This window comes from Sphingomonas sp., from assembly GCF_013812825.1.
Taxonomy (GTDB): Bacteria; Pseudomonadota; Alphaproteobacteria; order Sphingomonadales; family Sphingomonadaceae; genus Sphingomicrobium.
The window spans coordinates 1-25,847 of the sequence record NZ_JACCSU010000062.1 but is presented as its reverse complement, the minus strand read 5'-3'; the positions used below and the strand labels follow the sequence as shown (position 1 = coordinate 25,847).

The following is a 25,847-nucleotide window of genomic DNA, read 5'->3' as shown; positions in this document are numbered from 1 at the left end:
CGCGCGAGCGATCAGGCCGTAGCTGACGTAGCCGAGCCCGGCGCCGCCATATTCATGCGGGATGGTCGCTCCGAGCATCCCGAGCTCGCCCATCTCACTCAGGATCGAGCGGTCGAAATGCTCTTCGAGATAAGCGTCGGTGACCCGCGGCTGCAGCTTTTCCTGCGCGTAGCCCTCGGCGGTGTCGCGGACCATCCGCTCTTCCTCGCTGAGCTGATGGTCGAGGTCGAACGGGTCGGACCAGTCGAACGAAAGGATTGCAGGCTCGCCCACGCGCATGTTCCAGCCGGTTGATGAAGTCGCGGGCGTCCTTAGCGGCGGGGGGCGGCGCGCGCCACCCCGCTCGATCACTGGCCCCGGGCGCTTATTGGGCGGGGGGCGCCACTGCCGAGGCGCCGCCGAAGCTGCGCTTGATGGTCAGGCCGAAATCGGGGTGGCGGTTGCGCTCGCGCAGCTCGCGGAAGGATAGATCCGTGTCGGCCCGGTTGGGGATGAACAGCCGCCGAAGGCGATGGCCGCTGGTGTTGAGCGCATTGTCGACGTCCAGGGTGATCGCGGTGCGCGGGTTCGGGCGATATTCGATGAACGCGGTGCCGTACGGCCCGCCGTTGTAATTGGTGTCGAACTCATTGGTTCGGAAGAAGGTGAAGCGGTCGCGATTGGCGATCACGAAGCCGTAGGAGAAAGCGCCGGAGTCGCGCCGGGCCTCGGCGTTCCATTCCCAATCCGGGTAGTAGCCGCTGAAGTTGCGCATCTCGCCGCTGATCGGGTCCTCGACGCGAGTTCGCTGGATGGTTGCATTGGCCTTGACCCTCAGGCCACTCCACAGGCTGCCGAGGGGCGCATCGACGTTCAGCCTCGCGAAGCTGCGCTTGCCGGTGCCGATGTTGCCTGGAGCGTCGAATCCCTGGCCGGCCTCGTCGAAGATCAGGATCCGGTCCTGGAGCAGGCTGATTCGGTCGTGGCCGAGGTCGAGCTTGACGAGGCCCTCGCCGAGGATCGGCCGGTCCACCGTGAAACGGAACTCCCACGCGCGCTGCGGCAGCAAATTGGCGTTGCCGGCATTGACCCGGTCGCTGGACAGCTCGGCGACGCTGATGAAGTCGAAAAAGTCGAGCTGGGCGACGGTCCGGCCGACGGAGAATTGGGTGTGCCAGCCGCCGCCCGGCTTCCAGTCGATGGTCGCCTTGGGTTTGAGGAATTTGAGGGTGCGGTCGGCGGTCGTGTCGCCGCGCACGCTGAGCTTTGAAAACTCGTAGGTGAGGCCGGCATCGACCCTGAGCGCCGGCGACAGCGAGCGGCCGACGTTGACGAACGCCTCGGCGCGCTTTTCCTTCACCGTTGCATGATCGACGGGCAGGTCGATTCGAACGCGCTCGCCTTGGTCGTCGAGGAGGAAGAAATCGACCGCGCTGTCGAGCGTGTTGAGGACCGCCTCGCCGCCGGTCTCGAACGAAAAGCCGGCGAGGTCCTGGCGCGTCCAGCTCAAGCGGCCGATGGTCTCGCCGCGCTTTGCCTTCTGGGTCTGCTCGAATCCACCGACGACCACCGCGCCGTCATCGAGCAGTCCGCTGCGCTGAATGTAGGTATCGAAATTGTTGCGCTTGCGGCGGGTTGCGAGGCCGACCAGCTTGATCGCACCGCCGGCCAGCGGCCGGGTGACGTCGCCGCCGATTTCGAACACCGGGTTGTCATAGTCCTGGAACAGGCTGTCGTCGCGCTGCGGATCGCCGACCGGAGTCACTCGGTTCCTCTGCTCCAGGTCGAAGCGCCCCGCCGCCCACCGCGCGTTCAACCGAACGGCGCGATCCTGGGCGTGCTCGAGCGCCCAGCTGCCCGACACATAGGGATTGAATTCGCGGTAGCTGTTGAACTTGCGCCGGTGCTCGAGCTGGGCTCCGGTGACGAGGTTGGTCAGGGTGTCGCTGCCTTCCTCCCAGTTGAAGCTGTGGTCGGTGCCGCCCGACAGATTGATCGTCGAGGCGCCGCGCTTGATCATCGCCGAAGCCGAGCCGGTCGGAGTGACGTGACCCGTGTAGATCCGCCGCGCCGCGACGGTGACGTTGCCGTCGAACCCACCTTCCGCCGACAGGATCACGTTGAGCACCTGGCTTTTGCCCGAATATTCGGCGCCGTAGAGGTCGCCGGGGCCGATCTCGACCCGGACGACGCTGCGCGCCGGGATCCGGGCGAGAGTGGTTTCGAGGGTCTCGGCCTTGGAGCTCGGCCGGGCTCCGTTGATGACGACGTTGCCCGCGGCGCCGGCAAAGCCGCGCGTGTCGGTGTTGCCAAGATCGAGGTTGAAGCCGGGCACGCGCCGGGCGATGTCGAGCGCGGTGCGCGGCGCATATTGGGCAAAGAAGGCGGCGTCGTAGGACGTGGTGCGCGTGCCTTGCGCCGGCGCCGGAGCGGGCTGGTCGCCCGGCGTCGTCGACTGGGCATTGGCGGCGGTCGAAGAGATCAGCGCCAGCAAGGCCGCCGATGCATGTAATTTCGTCATCCGCATCGCGCTTCTCCTGTATTGCCGTATTAATACAGTAGGCTCACTGCGCGTGGAAATCCAGCCGGCTTCGACCAATCGACAAACGATTCCGCCAATGGCCGCCGGGAACCGGCGAGCGGCCGGGAAGGGGCCGCGAAGCGCCGGCATGGCGGCGGAAAGGGCGCCGCCGGCGATTAAACCTTTTTGTAAGAAGGACCGGCGCAGAACCGTTTCGACAAGGAGCGGAGGGGAAGATGGGGGCGCCGGAGACAGGTATTCAGGCTGACGAACAGGCGATGGCATCCGAAGCCCTGTTCAGCTCGTTCAAGACCATCGGCGATCAGGAGCGGAGCCGGCATTCGGCGGTCTACGATTACTGGCTGGCGATTCGCGGAACTCGCGAATTCCCGTCGATTCGCGAGCTCGACCCGCTGCAGATCTCCGATGCCGGGCCATGCAGCATCCTGCTCGAGCTCATCGGCGGCGGCGAAGACGCGGAAATCCGCCACGTCGGGGAAACGCTCAAGGCCGAGATCCAGGTGGAGCGAGTTGCCGAGGCTCCGCGCTCGTCGCTGTTGTCGTGCATCGCCAGCAAGCTCGCAATCGTCGCGATTTCGAGGGACGCCTTGGCGTTCGAAGACGAGTTCGAGACCGAAGCCGGACCGGCGCGCTGCCGAGTCACTCTGCTGCCGTTCAGCTCCACAGGTCCGTGGGTCGACTATGTCTATGGCTTCGTGACGTCGGAAAGCGGCCCGAGCGAAGCGGAAGAGGCGCACGAAAGCGCCGCCGACGATATCGAAGAGATGCCGGAACCTATCGCGAATGCCGTGGAAGAGGCGCCCGAGCCCGTGCTGGACGCGGTTGAGCCCACCGACGAAAGCGTCCCGGACGCGGCCGAGCCGGCGCCGGAGCCCGCCGCAACCGAACCGCCTCCGGTCGCTTCGGAAACGGCCGCTCCGTCTACGAAGGGCTTCGACCCCTTCGCTGGCGTCGACGGCTTTTTCGGAAACGTGGTCAATCTGGAGCTGGAGCCGGCCGCGACGGTCGCGGAGCAGGAAACGGCTGCCGAGCAAGAAACGGTCGGCGAGACCGAACCGGACGAAGACACTGGAAGATCGGAGAATCCCATGCACAGCAGGCTGGAGGAAGTCCGCGCCAAGGCCGACGAGGCCCGGGTCGCGAGGCTGCAGAGCGAGGCCGCGCTCCGCGAGGGCTTGAGCGCCGCCTATGACTTTGCGCTCGATGCCGAGGACAGCGCCGAGGAATATCTCAAGCTGGTCGAAACCAAGGGGCTGAAAATCCAGCTTCGCTCGCCGATGGCGCCGGTCGTCCGGCTCGCCTTCGACGGCCTGTGCGACGACCAGACGATCGCCGAGCTCGAAGCAGTGATGGCCTGGGCGCTGCGGATGAACCTGCCGCGCGGCTCGCTTGCCGAGCGAATCCAGGCCGAAGGCGGGATTGCAGCCATCCTCACCGGTCAGGCCCGGGTCGAATAGTCTCCGTTTAGCGACGGACGGGGAGGGGTGCCGCCGCCGGCGCGGCTCCGTCAGACAGCGTTGGCTTGCCCGAGCCGGCGCGGTCGGCCTCGCCGAGCCGAAAGCCGCCGACCACTGCCTCGATCGCGCAGCGATTGGACAGCTCCGCAAGCCGCTGAATGTCGGCGTCCGCCTGGGTCGTCGCCAGCCGATGCGTTCGAACGGCGATGTCGCGCAATTCGCGGATCGCGGCCTCGGACAGCTGTTGATTGTCTTGCAACAGGCGGTCGAGGACGGCCTCGGCCAGCGGCGTCTCGAACTCGAGGCCGACGAATTCGTCGCAGTGCCAGACGACACGGCAATATTGGGTCTCCAGCCCGGCGATGTTCAACCACAGCCAGGCATCGGGCGAGGCGCCTGAAATCGCTTCCACCCGGCAGCCGTGGGTCGAAATGTCGATCAGCCGCGCCTCGACCCGGCCGCGGTTCGCCTCGCGGATCGTCGCGCCGAGTCGCAGCGCCGTGCGGTCGGACCGCCGGCGCTCGGGCTGATTGTGTCGTTGCGCGGACTCACTCATGGTCGAGCGTCACCCCCGACCTTGTGATGATCGAGGAGTCGTGAACAAATCGTTGTTGAGCCGCCTGTCGAGGAATTGGCGGAGAGGGTGTCCGATTGCGGATCGTCTAAGGCATTGAAAGGCATGAGCGTCGGCTGGTCAGCCCTTTGCCCGATCCCTGATTTTTCCCTGACGCCAAATGTCCGCTTCGACCCAAGCTGGACGTCAACGACTTGATAGCGTGTCATGGTCTGTTACTTCTTCTCAATGAAAACACTCATCCTCAGTGGTGCTCTGTTGATTGCAGCGTGCAGTCAGGATGGCGGTCAAGATTGCCTCAACCTCGCGGTCTATCCGCCAGCGGGCGTGAGTGATCAGAGACAGACAACGACCGCTTGTATCGAACAATGGGCCGCTAGGTTAGCGAAGGGCTCAGATTCGCCGGATGACGTTGCAAGAGCTGCGGTCACCAAATGCGAGCGGGCAGTCCAATATCTAGCCGAGCAGGAGGAGCAGGCGGAAGTAGGGTCTCTCAAATATAACCAATTACGCTTCAGATGGCGGCAACATGCCCACGCTATCGTCGTTCAGGCGCGAGCAGAGAAGTGCTATGCGTAGCGTCTGAACGACGATCTGATGCGGTCGTCTTCGCGGTTCAGCATCGGTTGATTACGGCTCAAGTCCCTCACACATCTTCTCGTCGACGGTGATCGCCACCGGCTCATCAAGGTCCGATGCTGTGTAACTGTAGGCGTAGGACACGCCATGCTGCTTCATGCTGGGCCGGAGTTCGCCGGTGCAAACTTTCGGAACGACCGTGCGCAAGATGAAGCTACGAAGCTCCTCCCGATCGGTCGCTCTCCCTTTCAGCTTGTGGTGATACGTCAGCGTTCGCCCGGACGCCGTGGCGCGTTCAAGCACTGTGTCCGCATCGAGTTGGCGAGGAGTGCCGGCGTTTATTTCCGCAGCTACTCCCATGACCTCCTGTTCAATGGTCGGCTGCGCTGGCGCTTGTGCCGTCGGCGCTGACGCCACTGTAGCTGGTGCATTGCGGGCTGACATGAGAGCCGTGAAATTGAAATAGAACCAAGCGGCGGCGGCAAGGAGAAGCCCGACCGTCTCCAGCAGCTTTCGACCTGTGTCAGCGTCTTCTTGTTCTACGTAATCGGGATGGTCCAGAGCGGCCTCGTTCGCCGCTTGAAGCGCTTTGCCTGCTTTGCGCGCTCGATTGAGAAAGTAGATGATGCCGCCCCACAAGAAGACGACAATGAAGATGGCGAACAGGCCCATCATGGGGCCGTCATTCGCAGCGACCCGAACCTGATGAGTAATGAAGCCGTCGCCACTAGGGTCTTCGAGGGTGCCGCCGCCGTTGAGCAGCAAGGTGCTTACGAACATCCAGACAAAGGTGATCGCCACCCACATAAAATATTTGGCAGAGCGATAACGCCAAATGCCAAAGAGCAATGCAACGACAATTATTATGAACATTATGACGGCCCCCCGTTTCTCGACATGATAGCGGAGGGCTGCGCTTTGGGAAGAGGGCGGGCTATGGATCGCCGCCCGCGTAGACGGTGCGATTAGCTTTTCGTGCCGGCCTTCTTAGACGCGGCGCGGACTTCTTCGGCCAACCCGTTCTCGATCAGCTGCTTGCCATAATCGGCGTTGACCTCCGGCTCGTCGCCTTCGAGCCATTCGCCGCAGGCGCGGATGATGCGAACCTTCATCGTCTTTCCTTCCGTATCGTGCTTGAGAGTGACGAGCGAAGGTGAGCCGATCAGTGCCCGATCGAAGGCGCTCTCCGGGACCGGCTCACCCCGCACTAGGGCAGTTTCGACCCGCTCAGCCATTAACCCGCCGCCGCCGCATAATCGCCATAGATCAGCGCCTCCGGACGGCGCACGGCCAGCGCGATCCGCTCCTCGCAAAGGATCGTGACCATATTTCTGATGAAGTTGTCGCGGTCCTCGGTCGAGAGGAGGACCACCGGCTGTTGCCGGTCATAGATTGTGGCGCTGTTGGCGAAGTTCCCGACAAGGAATTTCCCGGCTGGCATTGAGTTGGAAGGAACGACGTCAAGCCCCCACGCCGAAGGCATGACGGAGCCGAGAGGCCCGGAGCCGATGTAGCGACCCTGGGTGTCCTTAAGCCCCTGCAAGCGGAACCAGTCGGCGGAGTTGACGACAACGCCAGTCGCCGGGAGGTCAGCGGCTTCCGCCTGCGCCACGCCGCGAAGCAGAACGTCGAACTTGCTGGCACCCGCCGCCTGCCCCGTCGCGTCATAAGCCGTCGCCTGTGGAATCAGCCCAAGGACATTAGTCCCCACACCGTCGCCCAGTAGCAATTGTGACTCTTCTTTGAGCGCCAGCCCATAGCGAAGCTCGCCATCGACTAGAGTGCGAAGCTGGCCCGCGTCGTCGAGCGCCTGCCGTGAGGCTCCCACCCAGTGAGCGATCGTCGCGACCTTCGCCTGCTTAAGTTCCCAAGCGAGGTTGCTCTCCGGCTTGAGCGCGCCTTCTGCGACGGTCGCGGCCTGATTGTCGCGTGTCGTCTGACGCGGATACTCGACCATGTTGGAGTCAGTCCTGCCGGAGCCGAGCAAGGCGCGGACGGTGAGCCGACGCCGGGCCAGCGGCACATCGCCGACGCGATCGGGAGCGAACAGCGGGCCTCCGCTCGTGCCGACGCTGGTGATCGCGGCCTGTGGCGTAAGCTCGATCTGAGCGCGAGCCTTGCCTGCCGCATTCCGGAGCGCCGTCAGCCCCTCGGAATTGACAACCTGATCGCCCCACGATCGCCCGCCGCTCCCGAAGGAAGCGGTGATTCCGAGCGGGAGCGCATTACCGCCGAGAGCATTGACCGCCGCTTCGATGTTGTCGAGGCGTTCGTTGTGCGTGCTTTTGAACTCGTTGATGCCGTCGCGAAGCTGGCGGAAAAGCTCCTCCGGCTTTTGCTCCGCAAAGACGCGAAAGCCGCTGTGGGCGAGGGCGCGCGGGAAGTGAACTGTCATGTGATCCTCCATTGGTCTAGGCGGAGGATCGGCGCTTCGGTTGTGCCGAAAACTAGTTTCCGCACACTCGACAAACTTTCTTTACGCGGGAATGCTGCGGCAATGGCAAAGACAGTCACACCATCAGTAAGCCTAACGGCTTTTTCATGCCCTCATTGTGGCGCGCTAACGACGCAGTATTGGCGCAGCGGCTTGGTGAGTTTTAAATCAGAGAACAACACCTTGCCCGTGAGATTTCCTGATGCAGAGGAGTTCAAGCGGAGTATCAGGGTAGACACGCCTTCCGAGGAAATTGCGGACGGCCTCGATGAGTACATTGACAGGGTGGCATCCGGATTGCCGTCTATCGGGGACAAACATGAGAGATCGTCCCTCGATTTGACGAACGTTGATGTGTCTGAATGCTACAACTGCGGAAAGGTCGCGATCTGGTTGGGTGATTCCATCATCTGGCCGAGAGCTAGCGAGGCTCCACCAGCAAACCCGGACCTGCCGGAAGAAATAGCGGCGGACTACTATGAAGCAGGCCAAGTTCTGGATGCATCTCCAAGAGCGGCGGCGGCATTGCTCCGCCTCGCGCTTCAAAAGCTCTGTGTGTTCTTGGGCGAACCCGGTGAGAACCTAAACACAGACATTGGATCGTTAGTGAAGAAGGGGCTGGATCCAAGGGTTCAGAAGGCACTCGATATCGTCCGGATCACTGGTAACAATGCGGTCCACCCCGGTGAATTGGACCTCCGCGATAATCGGGAAACGGCCGAAAAACTGTTCGGCTTCTTGAACCTAATTGCGGACATCATGATTAGCCAGCCGAAGGCCATAGATGCTGTGTACGGCGATCTCCCTCAAGGCGCGCTTGACCAGATTGAGAAGAGAGACGGGAAAAGGTCACCTTCGGAGTAGGCGCGCATAACGCGACGCCAGACGGGCGGCCACTTCATGCATAAGTGCCAGCCTTTCAGCCTTTTGCTCACTCTCACTCAAATATCGTCCGCACCGTGCTCTGAGACGTTCCACTTGCCGTTCCACAAACTCAGCGGCGGTGTTCACTTCCGGACAAGTGGCAAGCCGTTCGATAGGGGAGTGGAGCAAATTTCGCTCAATGGCGGCTAACGCGAGATCGAGCGGATCAGCCTCGATGTCCTTAATCATGGCGGCTACCACGCGTTGAGCAATCGCATGGCTGACAGCTTTCGCACTTCGGAGCTGAATGTCCGGACTCAGCAACGCGGCGGCTTCGCGGACAGCGTCTGCTTCGGCGTCCGGGCGGCGAGGGCGCGCCATGCACCGCACCGGGCCGACCAAGGCACGAGGCCAAGTGGTCACGGCTTTCCCGCGCCGATCGCCACGATCGGGAGATGTTTGAGCACGTTGACGATTGGGCGAGCCTTCGAGCGCGACATTCCGGCCCGACACAACGCCTTCTCGATTTGGCGCGGATGCATCGGCGCTGTGAGCTCGTCCATGAGCGCGAGCGCGGCTTCCCGGACCTCCGGAGGAGCGGCCCGGAGCTTGTCGAGCGCGGTCACTGGGTTGTTTCCCCGGCGAGAAGGCTCCGCTCAATCACGTCCAGAGCTGTGCGCGCGAACTCGATCCCGGCAATGGGATCGCCTTTGTGCACTGCCGCCAAGTCAAACGCCGAGTAGCAAGCCGCTATGGCGATGTCCTCGGGCCGCGCGCCGAGCTTGGCTGCGAACTGTTCAGCGCCGAGCTTCCGGAAGTGAGTGCGGCAGAACTCGATCACCTGCACGGAGCAGGCCTCTTCGTCATGAGTCATCATCATCCTCCCGGTTCGGCTGCGGGAAGACGATCAGGTTGTCGTCGTGGCCGTCACGCCTCGCCTCATTGGCCTTGTTGTGGGCGCGACGGTTGGCCGCTTTCTGATTGCTGCCGCCTTCTTGCGCCCGCGTGTGGATGCCGAGGGATCGCCGCATTGCGAGTATCTGGCTAGTCAGGCTGGAGCAGACTTTCACGCGTGGATTTGAGACCCGGTTGCCGTGGCTATTGGTCAGAGCGAAGCCTTCGTGGCTTAGGGTCAACTGCTCGCGGTCGAGCGCAACCAAGTCCTTGGCGAGCATGACGAGAAGCCTGATCTTGTGCGCCGTCAATTCGCTCTTGCTGAACTCTTCTGAAAGCTCCGCAAAGACCCGCCGTTCCTTGGCATCTAACTGGGTGCCTGCGGGAATGGTGATCTTCTTGCCACCCGCGACAATTGCCGCCGCGACCCCGGCAGTGCTGTCCACGCGCGGACGGCGCGGCTTCTTCGGGTCATCGCCCATGTTCATGTCCTCCGGTTCGGTTGCAAAAAGAGACCTTTGTTTTAAAGCCGTCGGCCGCCGCCGGTCTGGAAGACGTGGCATCTTTAACTTTCATGCCCCCCGGCCCTCCGCGATGATCTGCTCAAGATGATCCTCGACGAACACAGAGGCGCAGGCGTCCCCGAGATGCAGCTTGAGGATGTGGGCTATTTGCTGGGCGCGCTCGGCAAGATCACAGTCCCGCTCCTTGAGCGTCACCATCATGCTGCCGCTTTTTGAATCGAAGAATATCTTCTCGATGTGCCAGAACAGCCCGCGAGGCATCCATGTCTCGACGGCTGTAATCATCATCCGATACTCAGCGAGCACGCCGTATCTCGAATGGAACTCAATCCCGAAAGCCCGGATAGACTGATCGGCTTGGGCAACCGCAGGGTGCTTCTTCGGATCGAACGGCTCTTTGGCGACGATGTGCATCACTGATCTCCTCGGTTGAAAACAAGAAAGGGAAGGACGGCCTCCAGCCGGGCCTTCCTTTCCCCCTTTAGGGGGAGGGGTAGCTGCGTTGCGGCTAGGTGCTGGAATTTCAGTGACTTAGCGGTAGGCAAGGTGCGGCTAGGTGCGGTTAGCTGCGGAGAGGCTAGGTGCTGTGATTTCAGTGACTTAGCCCTCGGTTCGGTGCGCTCGCGCCGGAGGCTAGGTGCGCCGGAACCGAGGTTAGGTGCGCCGATCGGCTCACATCGGAGGCTCATTATCGTCCTCCTGCCTGCGGCCCGTGCGCCTCAGTCCTTCAGCCTTGTTCCGGCTGCTCGGGCGATTGAACGGAAGCGGCCCGGTTTCGATCGCGCCGGCACTGAGCAAGCGGTGCATCGTCCGCTCGAAATCCTCCACGGTCATGCCCAGCGCTTCTGTCATCGGCGCGAACAAGCGTGGCGCATAATATGGAGAGCTATTGCCCGCCGACGCCGATTGCTGACGCGCCGTCACCGCCGCTAGGCAGGCGTAGAAGATTTCATTCTGTCGGAGCCGCAAGGCGCTGGTCCGCGAAGCGTCGTCGGCGGGCACCTCATCTTCGAGCGTAAAAGCGCCGTGGTGCCAGAGCATTCGGATAGGCTCACCCGGTGGCGCATAGTTCGCCTTCTCAAGCCGTAGCTCCCGGACATTTGAGTCCTGTTCGTTTTCAGGCTTCTGGAGATGAGCCTGCACCCGCACTTGGTTCTGCCAGGCCGTGACACCGGAATAGGTCGAACCGCTCTTGTTCGGATGCGAGATGAGGACGATCGAACAGCCGGTTTCGAGCGCCAGCTTGCTGAGCAGCCCGAGGAACGCGACGACATGCGACCGCACGTTTTCGTCGGCGCCATAGAAGTGACCGGCGTTGTCGAGCGCCAGAAACTTTAGTCCGTGGTCCTCGATCACTTGCCGGAGAGCGGCAAACAGTTCGGACGCCAGCAGCCGATCGTTGCGACCGGCGCGAACAAGCGCTTTGTCGGCCAGCTCGATTAGCGAAGCGAGATGAAGCCGTCCGCTTAGGTTCGTCAGGTCGATGCCGAGCGTTGTGCAGATCGAGACTTGCCGTTCATGTAGCTCGCGCGTGTCGTCTTCGGCGGTGATGTAGGCGGCGTTGCCCTGCACGGTGTTCATGCCGAGGAAGCGCGCTCCGGCGGCGACGGCGGTTGCCGCCTGCTGCATCAAGAGCGACTTGCCCGCTGCGCCCGGCCCGGTGAGCGCGGCCAGAGAGTTGGCGAGGAACAAGCCGTTGATGGACCACTCGCGCGGCGGAACATCCTTCCCCGCCCATTCGGCTGGGTCGAGAAGTGGCAGCGCTGGCCGCTGAGCGGTGCCAGAGGCTTCGCCAGCGTTAGACCCTGCACCACGGCCCTCAGGCTCTCCCTGGCCATTTCTGGCCAGCGTCCGTTTCGCCGCTTCGAGGGACCGGGTGGCGGCCCGTAATGGGCGTTCGTTGTCGAGGACATGGCCGGACACGGCGTTGTCCGGGTTCATTAGCACGCCGACAATTTGCTCTTCCGAATATCCGGCCCGGAGCATGTCGAGCGCGCACCAATAGGCGTCCTTGGAGCGATCGTCGCCTTGCGGCCTGTCGATCATCACGCGGATCGGATCGTGCGGACCCAGCCCTAGATCGTCGGCGGTGAGCAGCGTGTAGTCGCCTATCTCGACTTCTGGCCGATCGGCTGTGGCGTCCAGCGGCGGATATGCCTCTGCCAGCGCCGCTAAGGAGTAGCGCGGCTCGGTCATGCGACGAAACTCGCGCGCACCGGGACACGGCCCGCTGCTGCCTTCTTAGCGTCGGGAGTGTTGAGCGATCCGGGGACGCGCAACAGCCGGTCGATGTTGAAGCAGTGATCGCCCGCCGTCATTTCGGCAAGGCGTCGGTTGACCCCTTCTACCAATGTGAGGTTCGGTTCTGGCGTGTCAAACAGCCATATCGGTTGAAGCCCGCCGCCGCTGTCCACGATGAAGCTCGGCGGCATCGGTAAGCTGCGCAGGTTTTCGAGCGCCGAAGCCTTGTCAAAAGCCGCGCCGTTCTTCGGCGGGTCGATGTCCACGAACAGCCCGCGCGCGGCGACAATGTCTGCCTTAGTCGCCTTCTTGTTGAGGCCGTCGCGAACTATGCTCAGCGAATAGTAGGATGCGCGGCCTTCGGCATCGTTGCGCGCAACCCATGCTACGGCTGCCGGATCGCCTAGCTCGAAGGTCGCAACCCATACCGGGCCGTCGCCATTGCCGCGCGGAACGATCGACACGAACTGGACCGGCCCGCCGATCGTCGCCAGCAGTCGATGAATGTCTTGTTGTCTTTGAACCGCCTCAGGGCGATCGCTCGCCTCCGGGTTGTTCATGGCACCCCTTTCTAGCGCTGCGCTCGCCTCTTCCCCGGAGGCGGGCGCTTGCTTATCAGGCGGCATCTTCGACCCCGATCCCCGGCTCATAAGCCTCAATTACCCGCTGGACGCGCTCGCGGACGTTGCGGACATCAATGAGAGTGGCGGCGACGACATAGCGCCCCGAGTTGAACCCGGATGCGAGGTCGAGCGAAGCCGACGGTAGGGTGAAGGTGAAGCCGTTGTCGAGCAGGACTGTGGTGAGCTGATCGGCTTCCGGATATTCGCGCATCGCGGTGCGGACGCGGCTCATAATGGTCCCGGCGAGCTTTACCGGATAACCGGCGCGCCTCAGGTCGGCATATCCGCATACGGCGGCGGCATCGTCGAGGTCGAGGTTGAGCCGTCCAAGTTCGGGCGGCGTGATGAAATCCTCGCCAGTTTCGCGCCGGAGGATCGTGCGGTCGTCACTGAGCTTTTTCAGGTCATAGGCCGCGATGCCTTCGCAAGCCTTCGCGAGTGTCATCAACATTAGGTCATCTCCTTCTTCCGACTTTTTTCGTCGGCGAGCGATTCAGAGCGAACACGATTATTTTCGGAAGCCGGTGATCGGCTCGCGCGCCGTGTTGCTATCGGTCAGGTCGCGAAGCGGCAGTCGGAAGATGGACCAAAGATCGCGGGCATAGGACCACCCCTCGTCTTTCGTGGCGAAGGTGCGTGAGAGGTCCAACCCGGTGAGCGGATCGATCGACACGCGGTAGCGCCCGCGCGGCTCCGGCTCGATCACGACGAACGGGCCGCGATACGGCGGCGGTTCCTCGACCATTATGCGGCGACTTGCTGGCGTTGCGCTTTGCGGCTCTCAAGCCACGCTTCGCACTCTGCCCGATCGAAGCCGCTGCTTCGCTTGCCGAGCGGGAAGGGCTTGGGGTGGCCGTGCTCCCGGATGAGAATGGCGAGGCCGTGCTTCCCGACGCCAAGCTCGCGCATCCAGTCGCGCGGTCGAATGACGATGGGAGGGGGTTTGTTACTCGTGGTCATTGGTATCCTCCGTCTGTGACGGGGAACCTAAAGGGACCAATCGGCTCCAAACGGAAGCAAGGAGATTGCGCCCAAAAATCGAGCGGCGGTCAGCGATCCACGAGCCGCCGCTGTTTGGACTTGTTGCGCTTCGCCAGCCGAGTGACAATTTCAAGTGTAAGCACTAGCCCATGTTCCTGCGCCGTTTCCTGCCACCGACGAATGACAATTTCGGGAACGCTGGGGATCAGCGGATGCGTGTAGTTGCTCTTGCCCCAATGCTTGCGGAATAGGCCACGGACACGCTCGGCATCGACCGCTATGAACTCGGCAATGCCAGGAAGGCGATCAAGCGGATCGGTAGGAGGTCTCCCCCGCTTGCGGGCCGGTGCGGCGGGGGCTTGTCGAGCGTCCCGGCGTTCCCAAGCGTCGATTAGCCGCATGAACAAGCTGGTCCCTTCGGAGACAGTCGGCTGAGTCACGTCGATGCGTTCCAGCTCATCGAGAATGAAGCAGATCAGACGCTCCTTCTCTTCAGCATCGCGCGGCGGCCATGCGATTTCGCTGCCAGTCATGCGCTCGCCTTGCTCTCCACGAACGCGGCCCAATCCGCCATGAGCGGCTTGCGCTTCTCGAACAGGTCAGTGCGTCGGTAGGCCGCAACGGTGTCGTCGTCATCATAGTGGGCCAACGCGAACTCGGCCAACTGATCTGGGTAGCTGGTCGCCTCCGCCGCCCACGTGCGGAACGCGGAGCGGAAGCCGTGCACGGTCGCCTTGCCGGCATAGCCCATGTCATTCTTCAGCAGATCGAGCATCGCCATATTGCTCAAGCCGCTTCCGCCCTTTGTGCGCGAGATGAAGACATGTGGGTTGCCGTCCTCGCGGGGGAGGGTGTCGAGGATCGCCAGCGCCCTCTTTGACAGAGGCACGCGGTGGGCCATGCGCTCTTCCCCGGTGCCGGTGCGCTTGATCTTCATGCGATGCGCCGGGATCGTCCAGACGCCCGCCTCGTCAAACTCCTCCCAAGTTGCACCGATGACCTCAGAGGTCCGGAGCGCCGTGAGAATCAGGAACTCAAGAGCCTTCGGCGCCACGCCGTCGCGCTTCCGCAACGCGGCGACGAACTCCGGCACTTCGTCATACGTCATCGCCTTGTGGCGCTTCGGCTTGTGGACCTTGCTCGCCTTCGGGAGGGACTTGCGGAGACTGTCGCGGTCAGCCGGATTGTTCCCAGTCCTCAGGCCTTCGCTGGCGGCATACTCAAAGATCAGGTCGAGGCGCGGTAGGAGGCGCGTGGCCGTCACGGGCACCTTCGTCCAGATCGGCATGAGGAGATCGATGATGTCGGCCCGGTCGATGCGCTCCACAGGAGTGTCGCCAATCACCGGATAGACGTGCTTCGAGAGGGAGCCGCGCCACGACTGTTCACTTTTGCCGCCCGCGTCCCATTCCGCCTTTTTCATATCGATGTAGCGTTCGGCCACTTGCTGGAACGTGGATCCATCGCGGCGCTGACGAATCACATGCCGGGTGTCGCGGTCGCGCTCTTCCATTGGATCGGTGCCCTGCCTGACCAAACGGCGAAGCTCGACCGCTCGGTCGCGGGCATCGTCGATCGGCATGAAGTCGATCGACCCCAGGCTTATCTCGCGCTCCCGATAGCCTTTCTTCGGCTTGCCATTCACCACCGTGTCGCGGCTCGGATCAGGGAAGCGGTAGCAGAACGACCATGTCTTGCGCCCGTTGGCGCTCACTGACAGGAACAGGCCGCGCCCGTCGCTGTATCGCCGCCGCTTGTTGGCGCGCTCAATGTCTTTCTTCGTCAGGCGCATATCAGTCTCCTAGCTCCTCAATGGGTCGGGAGCCATCCCTGATATTTCCCTGATTCGGACAAAAACGTAAACAGATTTCTCGAACCCAACCGAACCCATCGGGACCGTTAAGTCCAACCTATCCGTTTGAACGGTCTCGATTTTAACGCCTCAATAGGCGTTAATCGCGGCTCATCGGAATTGAGTTGCTGGCGGAGAGGGTGGGATTCGAACCCACGGTGGGCTTGCACCCACGGCGGTTTTCAAGACCGCTGCCTTAAACCACTCGGCCACCTCTCCAGCCCCGGCGGGAATACAACCACGATGGCGTAAGAAAAGCCTTCGGCTCGGTTTTCAAGACCGCACGGCTTTGTGCTCTGCCCCCGGCAGAGCAGTCGCCGCGCGCTTAAACCACTCGGCCACCTCTCCATCGGCGGCCGTCGGCCACCCATGCTTCGTTCAGCTGTTGGCCCGTATCGTGCCTGTTGCGTGCCGCGCAAGGGGCGGGCCGTGCCAGGCGCACGGTGAACCCGACTGGCGCGCGATGGGTTGATTTGTCTAGGATTTGGCAAGGACGGAGGCCGGAGTTGCGTTCATTGTGCGGCTGGACATTGGTGGGGCTTGCAGCCGTGGCCTTCGGCCCCGCCAGCGCGCAGGTCGATCCGCGGGCGATGCGTCCGGCGCCGCAGCTTGCCCAGGCCCAGCCGGCGCCCGCGCGCCCGGTGGTCCTGACGCCTGCGTCGCAGACGGTTTACCCGACCCAGACCTATGCCGCTCCGACCGGCTTTGCCGCCTACAAGCAGTATCTGATCGGCAAGGCGCGACGCGAGGGCGTGCGCGAGGCAACCATCCAGGCGACCGTCCCGTACCTGCAGCTCAACTACCGGGCGATCGAGCTCGACCGGGCGCAGCAGCCGCGCCCGCGGACATCCAACTTCATGGCGCCTTTCGCTCCTTATCGGCAGCGGCACGTCACCCCGGTGCTGATCTCGCGCGGGCAGAGCCGTTATTCGCAGCACTGGCCGCATCTCTACCAGATCCAGAACCGCTACGGCGTCGACCCGGCGGTGCTGATGGCAATCTACGGCCATGAGACCAGCTACGGCTCGATCACCGGCAGCTTCGACCTTCTCGAAGCCCTCGCGAGCCTCGCCTACGAAGGGCGCCGGCGGCAGATGTTCGAGACCGAGTTCCTGGCGGCGCTGAAGCTCCTCGACAACGGCGTATCGCGCGCCCGCCTCCGAGGCAGCTATGCCGGAGCCACCGGCTATCCCCAGTTCATGCCGACCGCCGCTCTGCGTCTGCGGGTCGACGGCGACGGCGACGGCTATGCCAACATCTGGTCGAACGAGGTCGACGGATTGGCGTCGATCGCCAATTATCTGCGCGATGCGGGGTGGAAGCCTGGAGTGCCGTGGGGAATCGCGGCGCATGTGCCCCAGACCATCAACCGTTATGCGATTCGAAGCACTCTCAATGCGCCGCGCTGCGCCACCGTGCACAAGCGCCACAGCCGCTGGCTGTCGATGCGCGAGTGGCGCGCGCTTGGAGTGGTGCCGCTCGGTCGGACACTCGCCGAAAACGAAATGGCGACGCTGCTCGAGCCGGACGGGCCGGGAGCGCGGGCCTATCTGCTGACCGCCAACTACCGGGCAATCCTCGACTATAATTGCTCCAATTATTATGCGCTTTCGGTCGGGCTGCTGGCGGATGCGATCGCCAGGCGCTGAAGGCCCTCGCGCAACCTAGCTTCGGGCGATAGACGGGGCCCATGACTCGTCCATTGCTGTTCGCCGCAACCGCCGCTTTCGCGCTCGCCACCGCCGCGCCCGCCAAGGCGCCGCCGTATGAGACCGCCGCCCCGGTCGCCTATCTTCTGGACCTTTCGTCGGGGGCCGAGCTGCTCGCCAAGAACGCCGACCAGCGCTTCCCGCCGGCGTCGATGGCCAAGATGATGACCACCGAGCTGGCGTTCGAGCTGATCGACAGCGGCCGGCTGCCGATCGAGAAGATGTGCACCGTTCGGCCCGAAACCTGGCGGCAGTGGCATTCGGCCGGCTCGACCATGTTCCTGTCGGTCAATGAGCAGGTCAGCGTCCGGAACCTGCTCCACGGCATCGTCACATTGTCGGGCAACGATGCATCGGTCGTTCTCGCCGAGTGCGTGGCCGGAACCGAGCAGGCCTATGTCGGCCAGATGAACATGCTCGCGCAGAAGCTTGGAATGACCAACAGCCGGTTCGGCAACACCACCGGATGGCCCGACGAGGGACGCACCTACGTCACCGCCCGCGACCTGGCGACGCTGGCGCGAGCGTCCATCGAGCGCCATCCCAAGCTCTACAAGCAATTCTACGGCCAGCCGAGCTTCACCTGGGGCAAGACCCTGGGGTCGGGGCAGGCGATCACCCAGGGCAACCGCAACCCGATTCTCGGGAAAATCCCGGGTGCCGACGGGCTCAAGACCGGGCACACCGACGAAGCCGGCTACGGTTTCACCGGGTCGGCCGAGCAAAACGGTCGGCGGCTGGTGATGGTCGTCTCGAGGCTGTCGAGCTGGAATCAGCGAGTCGAGGAATCGGTCCGGCTGATGAGCTGGGGCTTCAACGCCTGGACCGCCAAGCCCTTGTACCCGGCAGGAGCGAAGGTCGGGACCGCCCGGGTCCAGCTTGGCGACGACAGCGAGCTCGACCTGGTCGCCCCGCGCAATCTGGCGGTCACGATTCCGGCCGGCCTGGCGAGCAGCCAGACGAAGCTCAAGATCCGCTATCAGGGGCCGGTCAAGGCGCCGATCGCCAAGGGCCAGCATGTCGCCGACCTGGTCATCCTGACCGGCGACACGCCGCCGCAATCGGTGCCGCTGGTCGCCGGCGAGGAGATCGACGAGGCGGGTTTCTTCGGCCGCATGTGGCTCGGCTTCAAGCAGCTCGTCGGGATGGCGTGAGCGCCGGAGTGGCGGCAAGGGGGCGCTTCATCAGCCTCGAAGGCGGGGAAGGGGTCGGCAAGTCGACGCAGGTCCGGGCGCTCGCAGCGGCGCTGCGCGAGCGCGGCCTCGAGGTGGTCGAAACCCGCGAGCCGGGCGGAAGCGAAGGCGCCGAGAAGATCCGCGAGCTCCTGCTGACCGGCGACGAGGACCGCTGGGGAGCGCAGGCCGAGGCGCTATTGTTCGCGGCCGCTCGAGCCGACCATGTCGACAAGGTGATCCGCCCGGCGATCGAAGCTGGAAAGTGGGTCCTGTCCGACCGCTTCGTCGACAGTTCGCTGGCCTACCAGGGCGGAGCGCGCGGCCTGGGCACTGAAGCGGTTCGGGCGATCAACGCCTTCGGGATCAAGGACTGGTTTCCCGACCGCACGCTGGTGCTTGCGCTTGCCGAAGGCGGCGCCCGGGCCCGCGCTCGCGACAATCAGGAGAGCGACCGCATCGGCGGCCGTCCGGAAGGCTATCATCAAAAGGTCGACCTCGCCTTCCGGCAGATCGCCGCCGAGGAAGCGGCACGAGTGCGCATCGTCGACGCCTCGGGGGAGCCGGGAGAAGTGACCGAGCGCCTGCTGGGCGAAATCGCGGACCTGCTGCCATGATCGCCGGCCACGAAAAGGCGGTCGCGCAGTTCAAAGGCGCTCGGGCTGCAGGGACGCTCCACCATGCTTGGCTGCTCGCCGGGCCGCGCGGCGTGGGAAAGGCGCATTTCGCGCGCCTTGCGGCGACTCGCGTGCTCGCCGATGCCGCCGGACCGCTCGTCGAGCTGCCGGGGCTCGAGACGCCCGAGGAGCATCCGATCGCCAAGCTGGTCGCGGCCGGCAGCCATCCCGACATGCGCTGGCTCGAGCGAATCGAAAACCCGAAAAAGCCGGGCGTCCTCTTCAAGAACATCCTTGTCGACCAAATACGGGGGCTCGCTGAACTGTTCGAGATGAGTCCTGCGATGTCAGAGTGGCGGGTCGCGGTAATCGATACCGTCGATGAACTGGAAGCGTCAGGCGGCAACGCGCTCCTCAAGATGCTCGAGGAGCCGCCGGCCAACTGCCTGTTCCTGCTGGTCAGCCACGCTCCGGGGCGGCTTCTGCCGACCATCCGGTCGCGCTGCCGGAGGCTCGACTTCCGGCCGCTGGCCGATGACGCCATGACGTCACTTCTCGAGGTCCAGCTGCCCTCGCTCAAGGAAGCGGAGCGCTCGCGGATCGTCGCTCGGGCCGGAGGGTCGGTCGGCCGGGCGCTTGCGTTCGCGGCGCTCGACCTCGCCAAGCTCGAGGAAGCGGCGACCCGCATCCTGCGCGAGGGCGACCCGACCAATGCGCGGCGGTCGGACCTGGCGATCGAGCTCGGCCGCCGAGGCGCCGGCGAGCGCTACGCGGCGTTCCTCGAGCTGGTGCCGTCGCTGATCGCCCGGCAGGCGCGTGGGCTCGAGGGGCCTCAGCTCGGCCGAGCGCTCGACGCCTATGCGCGCTCCCGAGAGCTCGCTGTGCTCGCACCGCGCGTTTCGCTCGACCCCGCGTCGACGGTGTTCCAGTTGGGCGGGATACTGGCTTCGGTCGCGCCGCGGCCTGTTCCTTGAAGGCCAGGTTCCTTGAAGGGTCGTTCGGGGGCGGGTAGGGCCGCCTTCGCAATGGCGGACCCCTTCTACATCACGACCGCGATCAGTTACCCCAACGGCCCGCCGCACATCGGCCACGCTTACGAGGCGATCGCCGGTGATGTCATCGCCCGCTTCCAGCGCTCGCAGGGCCGCGACGTGCGCTTCCAGACCGGCACCGACGAGCATGGCTTGAAGATGGCCCAGGCGGCGCGCTCGGAAAGTCAGGAGCCGCGCGAATATGCGCAGAAAATGTCGTCCATCTTCCAGGAGATGTGCGACGTCCTTAACGTCAGCTACGACCGCTTCATCCGCACTTCCGAACCCGACCATCACCGCGCCAGCCAGGCGATCTGGACGGCGATGGAGGAGCGGGGAGACCTGTACCTCGGCCGCTACGAAGGCTGGTATTCGGTGCGCGACGAGGCTTTTTACGACGAGAGCGAGCTCAGCGCCGGGCAGGGCGACGAGAAACTCTCGCCGCAGGGCTCGCCGGTCGAATGGACCGCCGAGGAAAGCTGGTTCTTCAAGCTGTCGGCCTATCAGCAAAAGCTGCTCGACCATTACGCCGCCAATCCGCGGTTCATCCGGCCCGAAAGCCGCCGCAACGAGGTGCTGCGCTTTGTCGAGGGCGGCCTTTCCGACCTGTCGATCTCGCGCACCAGCTTTGACTGGGGGGTGCCGGCGCCGGGCAGCCCCGGCCACGTGATGTACGTGTGGCTCGACGCTCTGACCAATTACATCACCGGCCTGGGCTATCCCGACGAGACCGAGCTGTTCGAGCGCTACTGGCCGGCCGACGTCCACCTGATCGGCAAGGATGTCGTGCGCTTCCACGCTGTCTATTGGCCCGCCTTCCTGATGTCGGCGGGGATCGAGCTGCCGAAAATGGTCTACGGCCACGGCTTTCTGCTGAGCAGCGGCGAGAAGATGTCGAAGAGCATCGGCAACGTCGTCGACCCGTTCGCTCTGGCGGAGCGGTTCGGAGTTGACGCACTGCGCTATTTCCTGCTGCGCGAGGTGCCGTTCGGGCAGGACGGAAGCTATAGCCCGGAAGCGGTCGTCAACCGGGTCAACGCCGAGCTCGCCAACAGCTTCGGCAATCTGGCGCAGCGCACCTTGTCGATGGTTTTCAAGAATTTGGACGGGGTGGTTCCGACGGCGGGCAAAGCTGCCGAGGACGTCGCGCTGCTCGATCTGGTGCGCCGATCCTGCGAGCAGGATGTGCCGGCCGAGTTCGGGCGCTTTGCGTTCGCTTCGGGTCTCGAAGCGTGGATGGGGGCGGTGTTCGCCTGCAACGCCTATGTCGACGCCGCCGCGCCCTGGGCGCTGCGCAAGAGCGATCCGGGGCGGATGGCGGAAGTTCTGGGCACGCTGGTCGAGGCGATCTTGCTGCTCGCCGAGGCGGTCGAGCCGGTGATTCCGGATTCGGCGCGCAAGCTGGTCGATTTCGTCCGCACCGACGGACCGATCGCCCAGCCCCAGCCGATCTTCCCGCGCCTCGAGCTCGACGAGGCGCCAGTGACGGACGTCTCATGAGGCTGATCGACAGCCACTGCCACCTCAATTACCCGGGCCTCGTCGAGCGGCAGGCCGAAGCGCTTGACAGCGCTCGGGCGAGGGGAGTGGCGGGTTTCCTCAACATCGCGACCCGGCAATCGGAGTGGGGGGACATCCTCGCCACCGCCGAGCGCCACGGTGACGTCTGGGCGAGCGTCGGGGTCCACCCGCACGAGGCCGACGCCCACCCGGACCTCGGCGCCGCGGCGCTGGTCGAAGGGTCGCACCACGCCAAGGTGGTCGCGATCGGCGAGTGCGGGCTCGACTATCATTACGACAACAGCGCTCGCCCGGCCCAGCGCGAGCGGTTCGAAGCGCATATCGAGGCGGCTCGGGCGACCGGCCTGCCGCTCATCGTCCACACCCGCGACGCCGAGCAGGACACCGCCGAGATCCTTGGCGCGGCGACCGGCAAGGGCGGAGTCAGCGGAGTGCTGCACTGCTTCACCGGCAGCCTCGAGTTCGCCCGAAAGGCGCTCGATTTCGGATTCTACGTGTCGATGAGCGGGATCGTCACTTTCAAGAACGCCCGCGACCTGCAGGACACCGCCAGGCAGATCCCGCTCGACCGGCTGCTGGTCGAGACCGATTCGCCGTTCCTCGCCCCGGTCCCGCACCGCGGCCGGCCCTGCGAGCCGGCGTTCGTCGCCGACACCGCCGCGTTCCTCGCCGAGCTGCGGGGCGAGGAGCCCGGCGAGCTCGCCGAGGCGACGACCGGCAATTTCTTCCGGCTGTTCGGCCGGGCTGCCGAGAAGCGGGCAGAGTGAAAATCCGGATCCTCGGGTGCGGCACCTCGACCGGAGTGCCGAAGATCGGCAACCAGTGGGGCCAGTGCGATCCGGACGAGCCGCGCAATCGGCGGACACGCTCGTCGGTGCTGCTCGACAGCGCCGGCGAGTCCTTGCTGGTCGATTGCGGGCCCGACCTTCGCCAGCAGCTGCTCGACGGCGGAGTCGGCCGGATCGACGCCCTGATCGTCACCCATGACCACGCCGACCATTGCCACGGAATCGACGATTTGCGGCCGCTGGCGCAGGTCCTGGGCCGGCCGGTGCCGCTGCACGCGCGCCGGCACGACCTCGAGCGGCTCCAGGTCCGCTTCGCCTATGCGTTCGCGCAGGCCGGGATCTACCCGCCGGTGGTCGAGCCGGTGGCGCTCGACCAGGAACTGGAGTGGGGCGACGCGGTGCTGCGCTTCGTTGATCAGCCGCACGGCGGCATTACATCGCTCGGCATGCGCATCGAGGAAGGCGACCGCTCGTTCGTTTATTCTATAGATTTCAATGATCTAACCGATGAAATGGCTAATCTTTACCAAGGCACGGACGTGTGGATCTGCGACTGCCTGATGCGCCGGCCGCACCCGACCCACGCCTGTCTCGATGCGGTGCTCGGCTGGGCTCGCGACCTCAACGTCGGCCAGGTCTATCTGACCCACATGGGCAACAGCCTCGATTATGCGACCCTGGTGAGCGAGCTGCCCGATTGGGCGGCGCCGGCGCACGACGGGCTGGAAGTTGCCCTTTGAGGACGATTGAGGCGTGATGACCAACGATTTGATGTTCGGCGGAGTCTACATCCTGATGGCGATGATGCTCGTCGTGGGCGCGCTGATCACTCGGCGCGAGCCGGCCGCGAAGCTGCTGACCATGGCGCTCGCCTGGATCGCGATCTTCGCCGCGGGCTTCGTTCTGTTCACATTCCGGGACGATTTCGGCTGGGTTCTCCAGCGGTTGCGCGCCGAAGCTACCGGCGAGCCGGTGGCCCAGGGGCAGGAAATCCGGATCCCGATGGCGATCGACGGCCATTTCTGGATCAGCGGCGAATTGAACGGCGTCCCAGTCAAGTTCCTGGTCGACAGCGGAGCGACGATGACGACCATCGGACGCGACACCGCCGAGCAGGCCAGAGTCCAGGTCAGCGCCCGGCCCGACCAGATCGTCCGCACCGGCAACGGCCTGATCCGGGTATCGAGCGGGCGGGCCGAGCGCCTGGCCATCGGGCCGATCGAGCGGCGCGACATCGGCATGCACGTCGCCGACAATGCCGAACTCAACGTGCTGGGGATGAATTTCCTGTCGTCGCTGCGGCGGTGGGGGGTCGAGGGCCGATGGCTGGTTCTGGTCCCCTGATGTCTCCTGAATTTTACATAATACATATTATCAGACTTTCGGCAAAGCCGCGGGAGGGCTGGCCTCGAGCCGAATTTCATCTGCGCCCTCAAAGGCTTAGCCGATGACTCTGGAGCGGCTTGTGGCGATCATGCGCCGGCTGCGCGATCCGGTCAGCGGCTGCGAATGGGACCGCAGGCAAAGCTTCGCGACCATTGCCCCCTACACCATCGAGGAAGCCTATGAGGTCGCCGACGCGATCGCCCGCGGCGACATGGAAGCGCTTGCCGACGAGTTGGGCGACCTGCAGCTTCAGGTCGTGTTCCACTCGCAAATGGCGGAGGAAGCCGGGCATTTTGGCTTGGACGACGTGCTCGGGGCGATCTGCGACAAGCTCGAGCGGCGCCATCCGCACCTGTTCGGCGGAGCGGCCGAGACTCCCGGCTGGGAGGCGATCAAGGCGTCCGAGCGCCAGCACAAACCCGACGAGAGCGCCCTGGCCGGGGTCGCGCAGGCGCTGCCGGCGCTCGAGCGGGCGCAGAAGCTGCAGCGCCGGGCGGCTCGGACCGGCTTCGACTGGCCCGATGCCGCCGGACCGCGGGCCAAGATCGACGAGGAACTCGCCGAACTGGACGCCGAGAGCGATCCCGGCGCCCGCGAAGAGGAGCTGGGCGACCTGCTGTTTGCTCTGGTCAACCTCGCACGGCATCTCAACATCGACGCCGAAGAGGCTTTGCGCAAAGCCAACCGAAAGTTCGAGGCACGGTTCCGGGCAATCGAGAAGACGCCGGGTTTCAGCGCCCTTCCGCTCGACGAAATGGAGGAGCTGTGGGCCAGAGCTAAAGCGGCCGCAAAGGCGGATCAGGCCGGCTCGAGCGCCTGAAAGCGGGCCCAATTGTCGCTCGACAGGCGCACCGACATGTGGATCGCTCCGTCGTCGCCGACTTGCTGGTCGAGGACCTCGCCGCGGGCGTGAAGCCAGGCGATCTTGCCCCCGTCCATCGCCCGGATGCGAATCTCGACCACCTGGTCGTCCTTGCGAAGCGTCTCGCCAATGCGTGTCTGCAAGTCCTGAAGGCCCCAGCCGGTGAGCGCCGAGATCGGCACGACGTCCTCGCGGCGCCCCGCTTCGTTGAGCAGCGCCTGGCGCTCGTCGGGGCCGAGCAGGTCGAGCTTGTTCCACGCCTCGAGCCGCGGCGGCCCCTCCTCGCCTAGGCCCAGCGAGACCAGGATGTCCTCGACGTCGCCGCGCTGCGCCTCGCGGTCGGGGTGCGCCATGTCGCGCACGTGGACCAAAAGATCGGCCGAGGCGACCTCCTCGAGCGTCGCCCGGAACGCCGCGACCAGCTCGGTCGGCAGGTCGGAGACGAAGCCGACGGTGTCCGACAGGATCGCCTTGTCGAAGCCCGGGATTTTGATTTCGCGCATGGTCGGGTCGAGAGTCGCGAACAGAAGGTCCTCGGCGAACACCGCTTCACCTGTCAGGCGATTGAAAAGCGTCGATTTTCCGGCGTTGGTATAGCCCACCAGGGCGACCACCGGCCACGGCGCGCGCTGGCGCCGGCCGCGGTGGAGCGTTCGGGTGCGCTTGACCTGCTCGAGCTCGCGCCGGATCCGCGCCATGCGCTCGCGGATCAGCCGCCGGTCGGCCTCGATCTGGGTCTCGCCGGGACCGCCGAGGAAGCCGAAGCCGCCGCGCTGTCGCTCGAGGTGGGTCCAGCTGCGCACCAAGCGGCCGGCCTGGTAGTCGAGATGCGCGAGCTCGACCTGCAGCCGGCCCTCCGACGTCATGGCGCGCTCGCCGAAGATCTCGAGGATCAGCCCGGTGCGGTCGATGACCTTGGCGCCGGCCTCTTCCTCGAGCGATTTCTGCTGGACCGGAGTCAGTGCGGCATCGACGACCAGCAGCCCGGCGTCCTGCTCGCGGACCAGCTCGGCGATCTCCTCGACCTGGCCCTTGCCAAGCAGCGTCGCCGGGCGGACCGAGCGCAGCCGGTACGAGCGGCGGGCAACGATCCTTATGCCGATCGCCTCGGCGAGGCCTCGCGCCTCCTCGAGCCGCGCCTCGGCCGACCGGCGCGAGGCGGCGGGCTCGCCGCTCCTTGGGCGCTCGCGGCCGGTGCGCTCGGGCACGACCAGCAC

General features: G+C 64.5%; 29 protein-coding genes and 1 tRNA gene. 11 read left to right on the top strand and 19 right to left on the bottom strand.

What is annotated here, in order from left to right; translation table 11 throughout:
* Both H0T81_RS08130 and H0T81_RS08125 read right to left on the bottom strand, forming a co-directional pair.
* On the bottom strand, positions 1–279 hold a 279-nt coding region (locus tag H0T81_RS08130), incomplete at its 3' end, for an acyl-CoA dehydrogenase family protein (protein WP_294011683.1).
* Positions 280–364: 85 nt separating this feature from the next.
* Positions 365–2,500 carry a hypothetical protein gene (locus tag H0T81_RS08125; RefSeq protein WP_294011682.1) on the bottom strand — a complete coding sequence of 712 codons (2,136 nt, stop codon included), beginning with the start codon at positions 2,498–2,500 and terminating at the stop codon, positions 365–367.
* A 278-nt stretch (positions 2,501–2,778) separates the two neighbouring features.
* On the opposite strand from H0T81_RS08125, the gene H0T81_RS08120 reads away from it, so the two are divergent.
* Positions 2,779–3,978 (top strand): hypothetical protein, encoded by a 1,200-nt coding sequence (locus H0T81_RS08120; RefSeq protein ID WP_294011681.1) that lies wholly within the window; start codon positions 2,779–2,781, stop codon positions 3,976–3,978.
* A gap of 7 nt (positions 3,979–3,985) precedes the next feature.
* On the opposite strand, the gene H0T81_RS08115 is transcribed toward H0T81_RS08120, so the two are convergent.
* From H0T81_RS08115 to H0T81_RS08100, 4 genes are all read right to left on the bottom strand, one after another.
* A complete protein-coding gene (locus tag H0T81_RS08115; protein ID WP_294011680.1) occupies positions 3,986–4,534 on the bottom strand; it encodes a PilZ domain-containing protein in 549 nt (182 codons plus the stop codon).
* A 648-nt stretch (positions 4,535–5,182) separates the two neighbouring features.
* Entirely contained in the window at positions 5,183–6,004 is an 822-nt protein-coding gene (locus tag H0T81_RS08110) for a hypothetical protein (RefSeq protein WP_294011679.1), read from the bottom strand.
* Between the two features lie 92 nt (positions 6,005–6,096).
* Positions 6,097–6,366: a hypothetical protein gene (locus tag H0T81_RS08105; RefSeq protein WP_294011678.1), complete on the bottom strand. Its 270-nt coding sequence runs from the start codon at positions 6,364–6,366 to the stop codon at positions 6,097–6,099.
* Complete coding sequence (locus H0T81_RS08100) at positions 6,366–7,526, bottom strand: phage major capsid protein (protein WP_294011677.1); 1,161 nt, start codon at positions 7,524–7,526, stop codon at positions 6,366–6,368. Before H0T81_RS08100 ends, H0T81_RS08105 begins: the two co-directional genes overlap by 1 nt.
* A 195-nt stretch (positions 7,527–7,721) precedes the next feature.
* On the opposite strand from H0T81_RS08100, the gene H0T81_RS08095 reads away from it, so the two are divergent.
* Entirely contained in the window at positions 7,722–8,429 is a 708-nt protein-coding gene (locus tag H0T81_RS08095) for a DUF4145 domain-containing protein (protein ID WP_294011685.1), read from the top strand.
* A gap of 419 nt (positions 8,430–8,848) precedes the next feature.
* Here H0T81_RS08095 and H0T81_RS08090 read toward each other — a convergent pair whose 3' ends face one another.
* The 12 genes from H0T81_RS08090 to H0T81_RS08035 all read right to left on the bottom strand — a co-directional run bounded on the left by H0T81_RS08090 (position 8,849) and on the right by H0T81_RS08035 (position 15,763).
* Positions 8,849–9,055 carry a hypothetical protein gene (locus H0T81_RS08090; protein ID WP_294011675.1) on the bottom strand — a complete coding sequence of 69 codons (207 nt, stop codon included), beginning with the start codon at positions 9,053–9,055 and terminating at the stop codon, positions 8,849–8,851.
* The gene (locus tag H0T81_RS08085) at positions 9,052–9,303 is read right to left on the bottom strand and encodes a hypothetical protein (RefSeq protein WP_294011673.1); all 252 of its coding nucleotides are present in this window, start codon (positions 9,301–9,303) and stop codon (positions 9,052–9,054) included. The genes H0T81_RS08090 and H0T81_RS08085 overlap by 4 nt, the downstream gene beginning before the upstream one ends.
* Positions 9,293–9,805 (bottom strand): hypothetical protein, encoded by a 513-nt coding sequence (locus H0T81_RS08080; RefSeq protein WP_294011671.1) that lies wholly within the window; start codon positions 9,803–9,805, stop codon positions 9,293–9,295. Before H0T81_RS08080 ends, H0T81_RS08085 begins: the two co-directional genes overlap by 11 nt.
* Positions 9,806–9,895: 90 nt before the next feature.
* Complete coding sequence (locus tag H0T81_RS08075; RefSeq protein ID WP_294011669.1) at positions 9,896–10,261, bottom strand: hypothetical protein; 366 nt, start codon at positions 10,259–10,261, stop codon at positions 9,896–9,898.
* Between the two features lie 258 nt (positions 10,262–10,519).
* Complete coding sequence (locus tag H0T81_RS08070) at positions 10,520–12,043, bottom strand: AAA family ATPase (RefSeq protein WP_294011667.1); 1,524 nt, start codon at positions 12,041–12,043, stop codon at positions 10,520–10,522.
* Positions 12,040–12,648: a hypothetical protein gene (locus H0T81_RS08065; RefSeq protein ID WP_294011665.1), complete on the bottom strand. Its 609-nt coding sequence runs from the start codon at positions 12,646–12,648 to the stop codon at positions 12,040–12,042. The genes H0T81_RS08070 and H0T81_RS08065 overlap by 4 nt, the downstream gene beginning before the upstream one ends.
* A gap of 55 nt (positions 12,649–12,703) precedes the next feature.
* On the bottom strand, positions 12,704–13,162 hold the full coding sequence (locus H0T81_RS08060; protein WP_294011663.1) for a hypothetical protein: 459 nt from the start codon (positions 13,160–13,162) through the stop codon (positions 12,704–12,706).
* 57 nt (positions 13,163–13,219) lie between these two features.
* Positions 13,220–13,456, bottom strand: a complete 237-nt coding sequence (locus H0T81_RS08055) for a hypothetical protein (RefSeq protein WP_294011661.1) — start codon at positions 13,454–13,456, stop codon at positions 13,220–13,222.
* A complete protein-coding gene (locus H0T81_RS08050) occupies positions 13,456–13,671 on the bottom strand; it encodes an AlpA family phage regulatory protein (protein WP_294011659.1) in 216 nt (71 codons plus the stop codon). Before H0T81_RS08050 ends, H0T81_RS08055 begins: the two co-directional genes overlap by 1 nt.
* Positions 13,672–13,760: 89 nt before the next feature.
* On the bottom strand, positions 13,761–14,225 hold the full coding sequence (locus H0T81_RS08045) for a hypothetical protein (RefSeq protein WP_294011657.1): 465 nt from the start codon (positions 14,223–14,225) through the stop codon (positions 13,761–13,763).
* A complete protein-coding gene (locus tag H0T81_RS08040; RefSeq protein ID WP_294011655.1) occupies positions 14,222–15,484 on the bottom strand; it encodes an integrase arm-type DNA-binding domain-containing protein in 1,263 nt (420 codons plus the stop codon). The genes H0T81_RS08045 and H0T81_RS08040 overlap by 4 nt, the downstream gene beginning before the upstream one ends.
* A gap of 189 nt (positions 15,485–15,673) precedes the next feature.
* Positions 15,674–15,763: transfer RNA gene (locus H0T81_RS08035), tRNA-Ser, on the bottom strand.
* 314 nt (positions 15,764–16,077) lie between these two features.
* Here H0T81_RS08035 and H0T81_RS08030 point away from each other — a divergent pair.
* The 9 genes from H0T81_RS08030 (at position 16,078) to mazG (ending at position 24,588) form a co-directional block, all read left to right on the top strand.
* Positions 16,078–17,193, top strand: coding sequence for a lytic transglycosylase domain-containing protein (locus H0T81_RS08030; protein ID WP_294011653.1), 1,116 nt, complete (start codon positions 16,078–16,080; stop codon positions 17,191–17,193).
* Positions 17,194–17,234: 41 nt separating this feature from the next.
* Positions 17,235–18,407: a D-alanyl-D-alanine carboxypeptidase family protein gene (locus tag H0T81_RS08025; protein ID WP_294011651.1), complete on the top strand. Its 1,173-nt coding sequence runs from the start codon at positions 17,235–17,237 to the stop codon at positions 18,405–18,407.
* A gap of 8 nt (positions 18,408–18,415) precedes the next feature.
* Positions 18,416–19,042 carry a dTMP kinase gene (gene tmk / locus H0T81_RS08020; protein WP_294011649.1) on the top strand — a complete coding sequence of 209 codons (627 nt, stop codon included), beginning with the start codon at positions 18,416–18,418 and terminating at the stop codon, positions 19,040–19,042.
* Positions 19,039–20,016 (top strand): DNA polymerase III subunit delta', encoded by a 978-nt coding sequence (locus H0T81_RS08015; RefSeq protein ID WP_294011647.1) that lies wholly within the window; start codon positions 19,039–19,041, stop codon positions 20,014–20,016. The genes tmk and H0T81_RS08015 overlap by 4 nt, the downstream gene beginning before the upstream one ends.
* Positions 20,017–20,067: 51 nt before the next feature.
* Positions 20,068–21,573 (top strand): methionine--tRNA ligase, encoded by a 1,506-nt coding sequence (gene metG / locus H0T81_RS08010; RefSeq protein ID WP_294011645.1) that lies wholly within the window; start codon positions 20,068–20,070, stop codon positions 21,571–21,573.
* The gene (locus tag H0T81_RS08005; RefSeq protein ID WP_294011643.1) at positions 21,570–22,361 is read left to right on the top strand and encodes a TatD family hydrolase; all 792 of its coding nucleotides are present in this window, start codon (positions 21,570–21,572) and stop codon (positions 22,359–22,361) included. The genes metG and H0T81_RS08005 overlap by 4 nt, the downstream gene beginning before the upstream one ends.
* The gene (locus H0T81_RS08000; protein ID WP_294011641.1) at positions 22,358–23,122 is read left to right on the top strand and encodes an MBL fold metallo-hydrolase; all 765 of its coding nucleotides are present in this window, start codon (positions 22,358–22,360) and stop codon (positions 23,120–23,122) included. Before H0T81_RS08005 ends, H0T81_RS08000 begins: the two co-directional genes overlap by 4 nt.
* A 16-nt stretch (positions 23,123–23,138) precedes the next feature.
* Complete coding sequence (locus H0T81_RS07995; RefSeq protein WP_294011639.1) at positions 23,139–23,726, top strand: TIGR02281 family clan AA aspartic protease; 588 nt, start codon at positions 23,139–23,141, stop codon at positions 23,724–23,726.
* Between the two features lie 103 nt (positions 23,727–23,829).
* On the top strand, positions 23,830–24,588 hold the full coding sequence (gene mazG, locus H0T81_RS07990; RefSeq protein ID WP_294011637.1) for a nucleoside triphosphate pyrophosphohydrolase: 759 nt from the start codon (positions 23,830–23,832) through the stop codon (positions 24,586–24,588).
* On the opposite strand, the gene hflX is transcribed toward mazG, so the two are convergent.
* The gene (gene hflX / locus H0T81_RS07985) at positions 24,567–25,838 is read right to left on the bottom strand and encodes a GTPase HflX (protein ID WP_294011684.1); all 1,272 of its coding nucleotides are present in this window, start codon (positions 25,836–25,838) and stop codon (positions 24,567–24,569) included. The genes mazG and hflX overlap by 22 nt on opposite strands.
* Positions 25,839–25,847: the final 9 nt, after the last annotated feature.

Bases quoted from the DNA above. Each gene is read 5' to 3' on its own strand.
- H0T81_RS08075 (WP_294011669.1), bottom strand. From the start codon at position 10,261: ATGCACATCGTCGCCAAAGAGCCGTTCGATCCGAAGAAGCACCCTGCG.
- H0T81_RS08100 (WP_294011677.1), bottom strand. From the start codon at position 7,526: ATGACAGTTCACTTCCCGCGCGCCCTCGCCCACAGCGGCTTTCGCGTC.
- H0T81_RS08115 (WP_294011680.1), bottom strand. From the start codon at position 4,534: ATGAGTGAGTCCGCGCAACGACACAATCAGCCCGAGCGCCGGCGGTCC.
- H0T81_RS08045 (WP_294011657.1), bottom strand. From the start codon at position 14,225: ATGACTGGCAGCGAAATCGCATGGCCGCCGCGCGATGCTGAAGAGAAG.
- H0T81_RS08015 (WP_294011647.1), top strand. From the start codon at position 19,039: ATGATCGCCGGCCACGAAAAGGCGGTCGCGCAGTTCAAAGGCGCTCGG.
- H0T81_RS08040 (WP_294011655.1), bottom strand. From the start codon at position 15,484: ATGCGCCTGACGAAGAAAGACATTGAGCGCGCCAACAAGCGGCGGCGA.
- H0T81_RS08080 (WP_294011671.1), bottom strand. From the start codon at position 9,805: ATGGGCGATGACCCGAAGAAGCCGCGCCGTCCGCGCGTGGACAGCACT.
- H0T81_RS08005 (WP_294011643.1), top strand. From the start codon at position 21,570: ATGAGGCTGATCGACAGCCACTGCCACCTCAATTACCCGGGCCTCGTC.
- H0T81_RS08120 (WP_294011681.1), top strand. From the start codon at position 2,779: ATGGCATCCGAAGCCCTGTTCAGCTCGTTCAAGACCATCGGCGATCAG.
- H0T81_RS08055 (WP_294011661.1), bottom strand. From the start codon at position 13,456: ATGGTCGAGGAACCGCCGCCGTATCGCGGCCCGTTCGTCGTGATCGAG.
- H0T81_RS08085 (WP_294011673.1), bottom strand. From the start codon at position 9,303: ATGACTCATGACGAAGAGGCCTGCTCCGTGCAGGTGATCGAGTTCTGC.
- metG (WP_294011645.1), top strand. From the start codon at position 20,068: ATGGCGGACCCCTTCTACATCACGACCGCGATCAGTTACCCCAACGGC.
- H0T81_RS08060 (WP_294011663.1), bottom strand. From the start codon at position 13,162: ATGTTGATGACACTCGCGAAGGCTTGCGAAGGCATCGCGGCCTATGAC.
- H0T81_RS07995 (WP_294011639.1), top strand. From the start codon at position 23,139: ATGACCAACGATTTGATGTTCGGCGGAGTCTACATCCTGATGGCGATG.
- H0T81_RS08050 (WP_294011659.1), bottom strand. From the start codon at position 13,671: ATGACCACGAGTAACAAACCCCCTCCCATCGTCATTCGACCGCGCGAC.
- H0T81_RS08110 (WP_294011679.1), bottom strand. From the start codon at position 6,004: ATGTTCATAATAATTGTCGTTGCATTGCTCTTTGGCATTTGGCGTTAT.
- H0T81_RS08125 (WP_294011682.1), bottom strand. From the start codon at position 2,500: ATGACGAAATTACATGCATCGGCGGCCTTGCTGGCGCTGATCTCTTCG.
- mazG (WP_294011637.1), top strand. From the start codon at position 23,830: ATGACTCTGGAGCGGCTTGTGGCGATCATGCGCCGGCTGCGCGATCCG.
- H0T81_RS08070 (WP_294011667.1), bottom strand. From the start codon at position 12,043: ATGACCGAGCCGCGCTACTCCTTAGCGGCGCTGGCAGAGGCATATCCG.
- H0T81_RS08105 (WP_294011678.1), bottom strand. From the start codon at position 6,366: ATGGCTGAGCGGGTCGAAACTGCCCTAGTGCGGGGTGAGCCGGTCCCG.
- H0T81_RS08025 (WP_294011651.1), top strand. From the start codon at position 17,235: ATGACTCGTCCATTGCTGTTCGCCGCAACCGCCGCTTTCGCGCTCGCC.
- H0T81_RS08065 (WP_294011665.1), bottom strand. From the start codon at position 12,648: ATGAACAACCCGGAGGCGAGCGATCGCCCTGAGGCGGTTCAAAGACAA.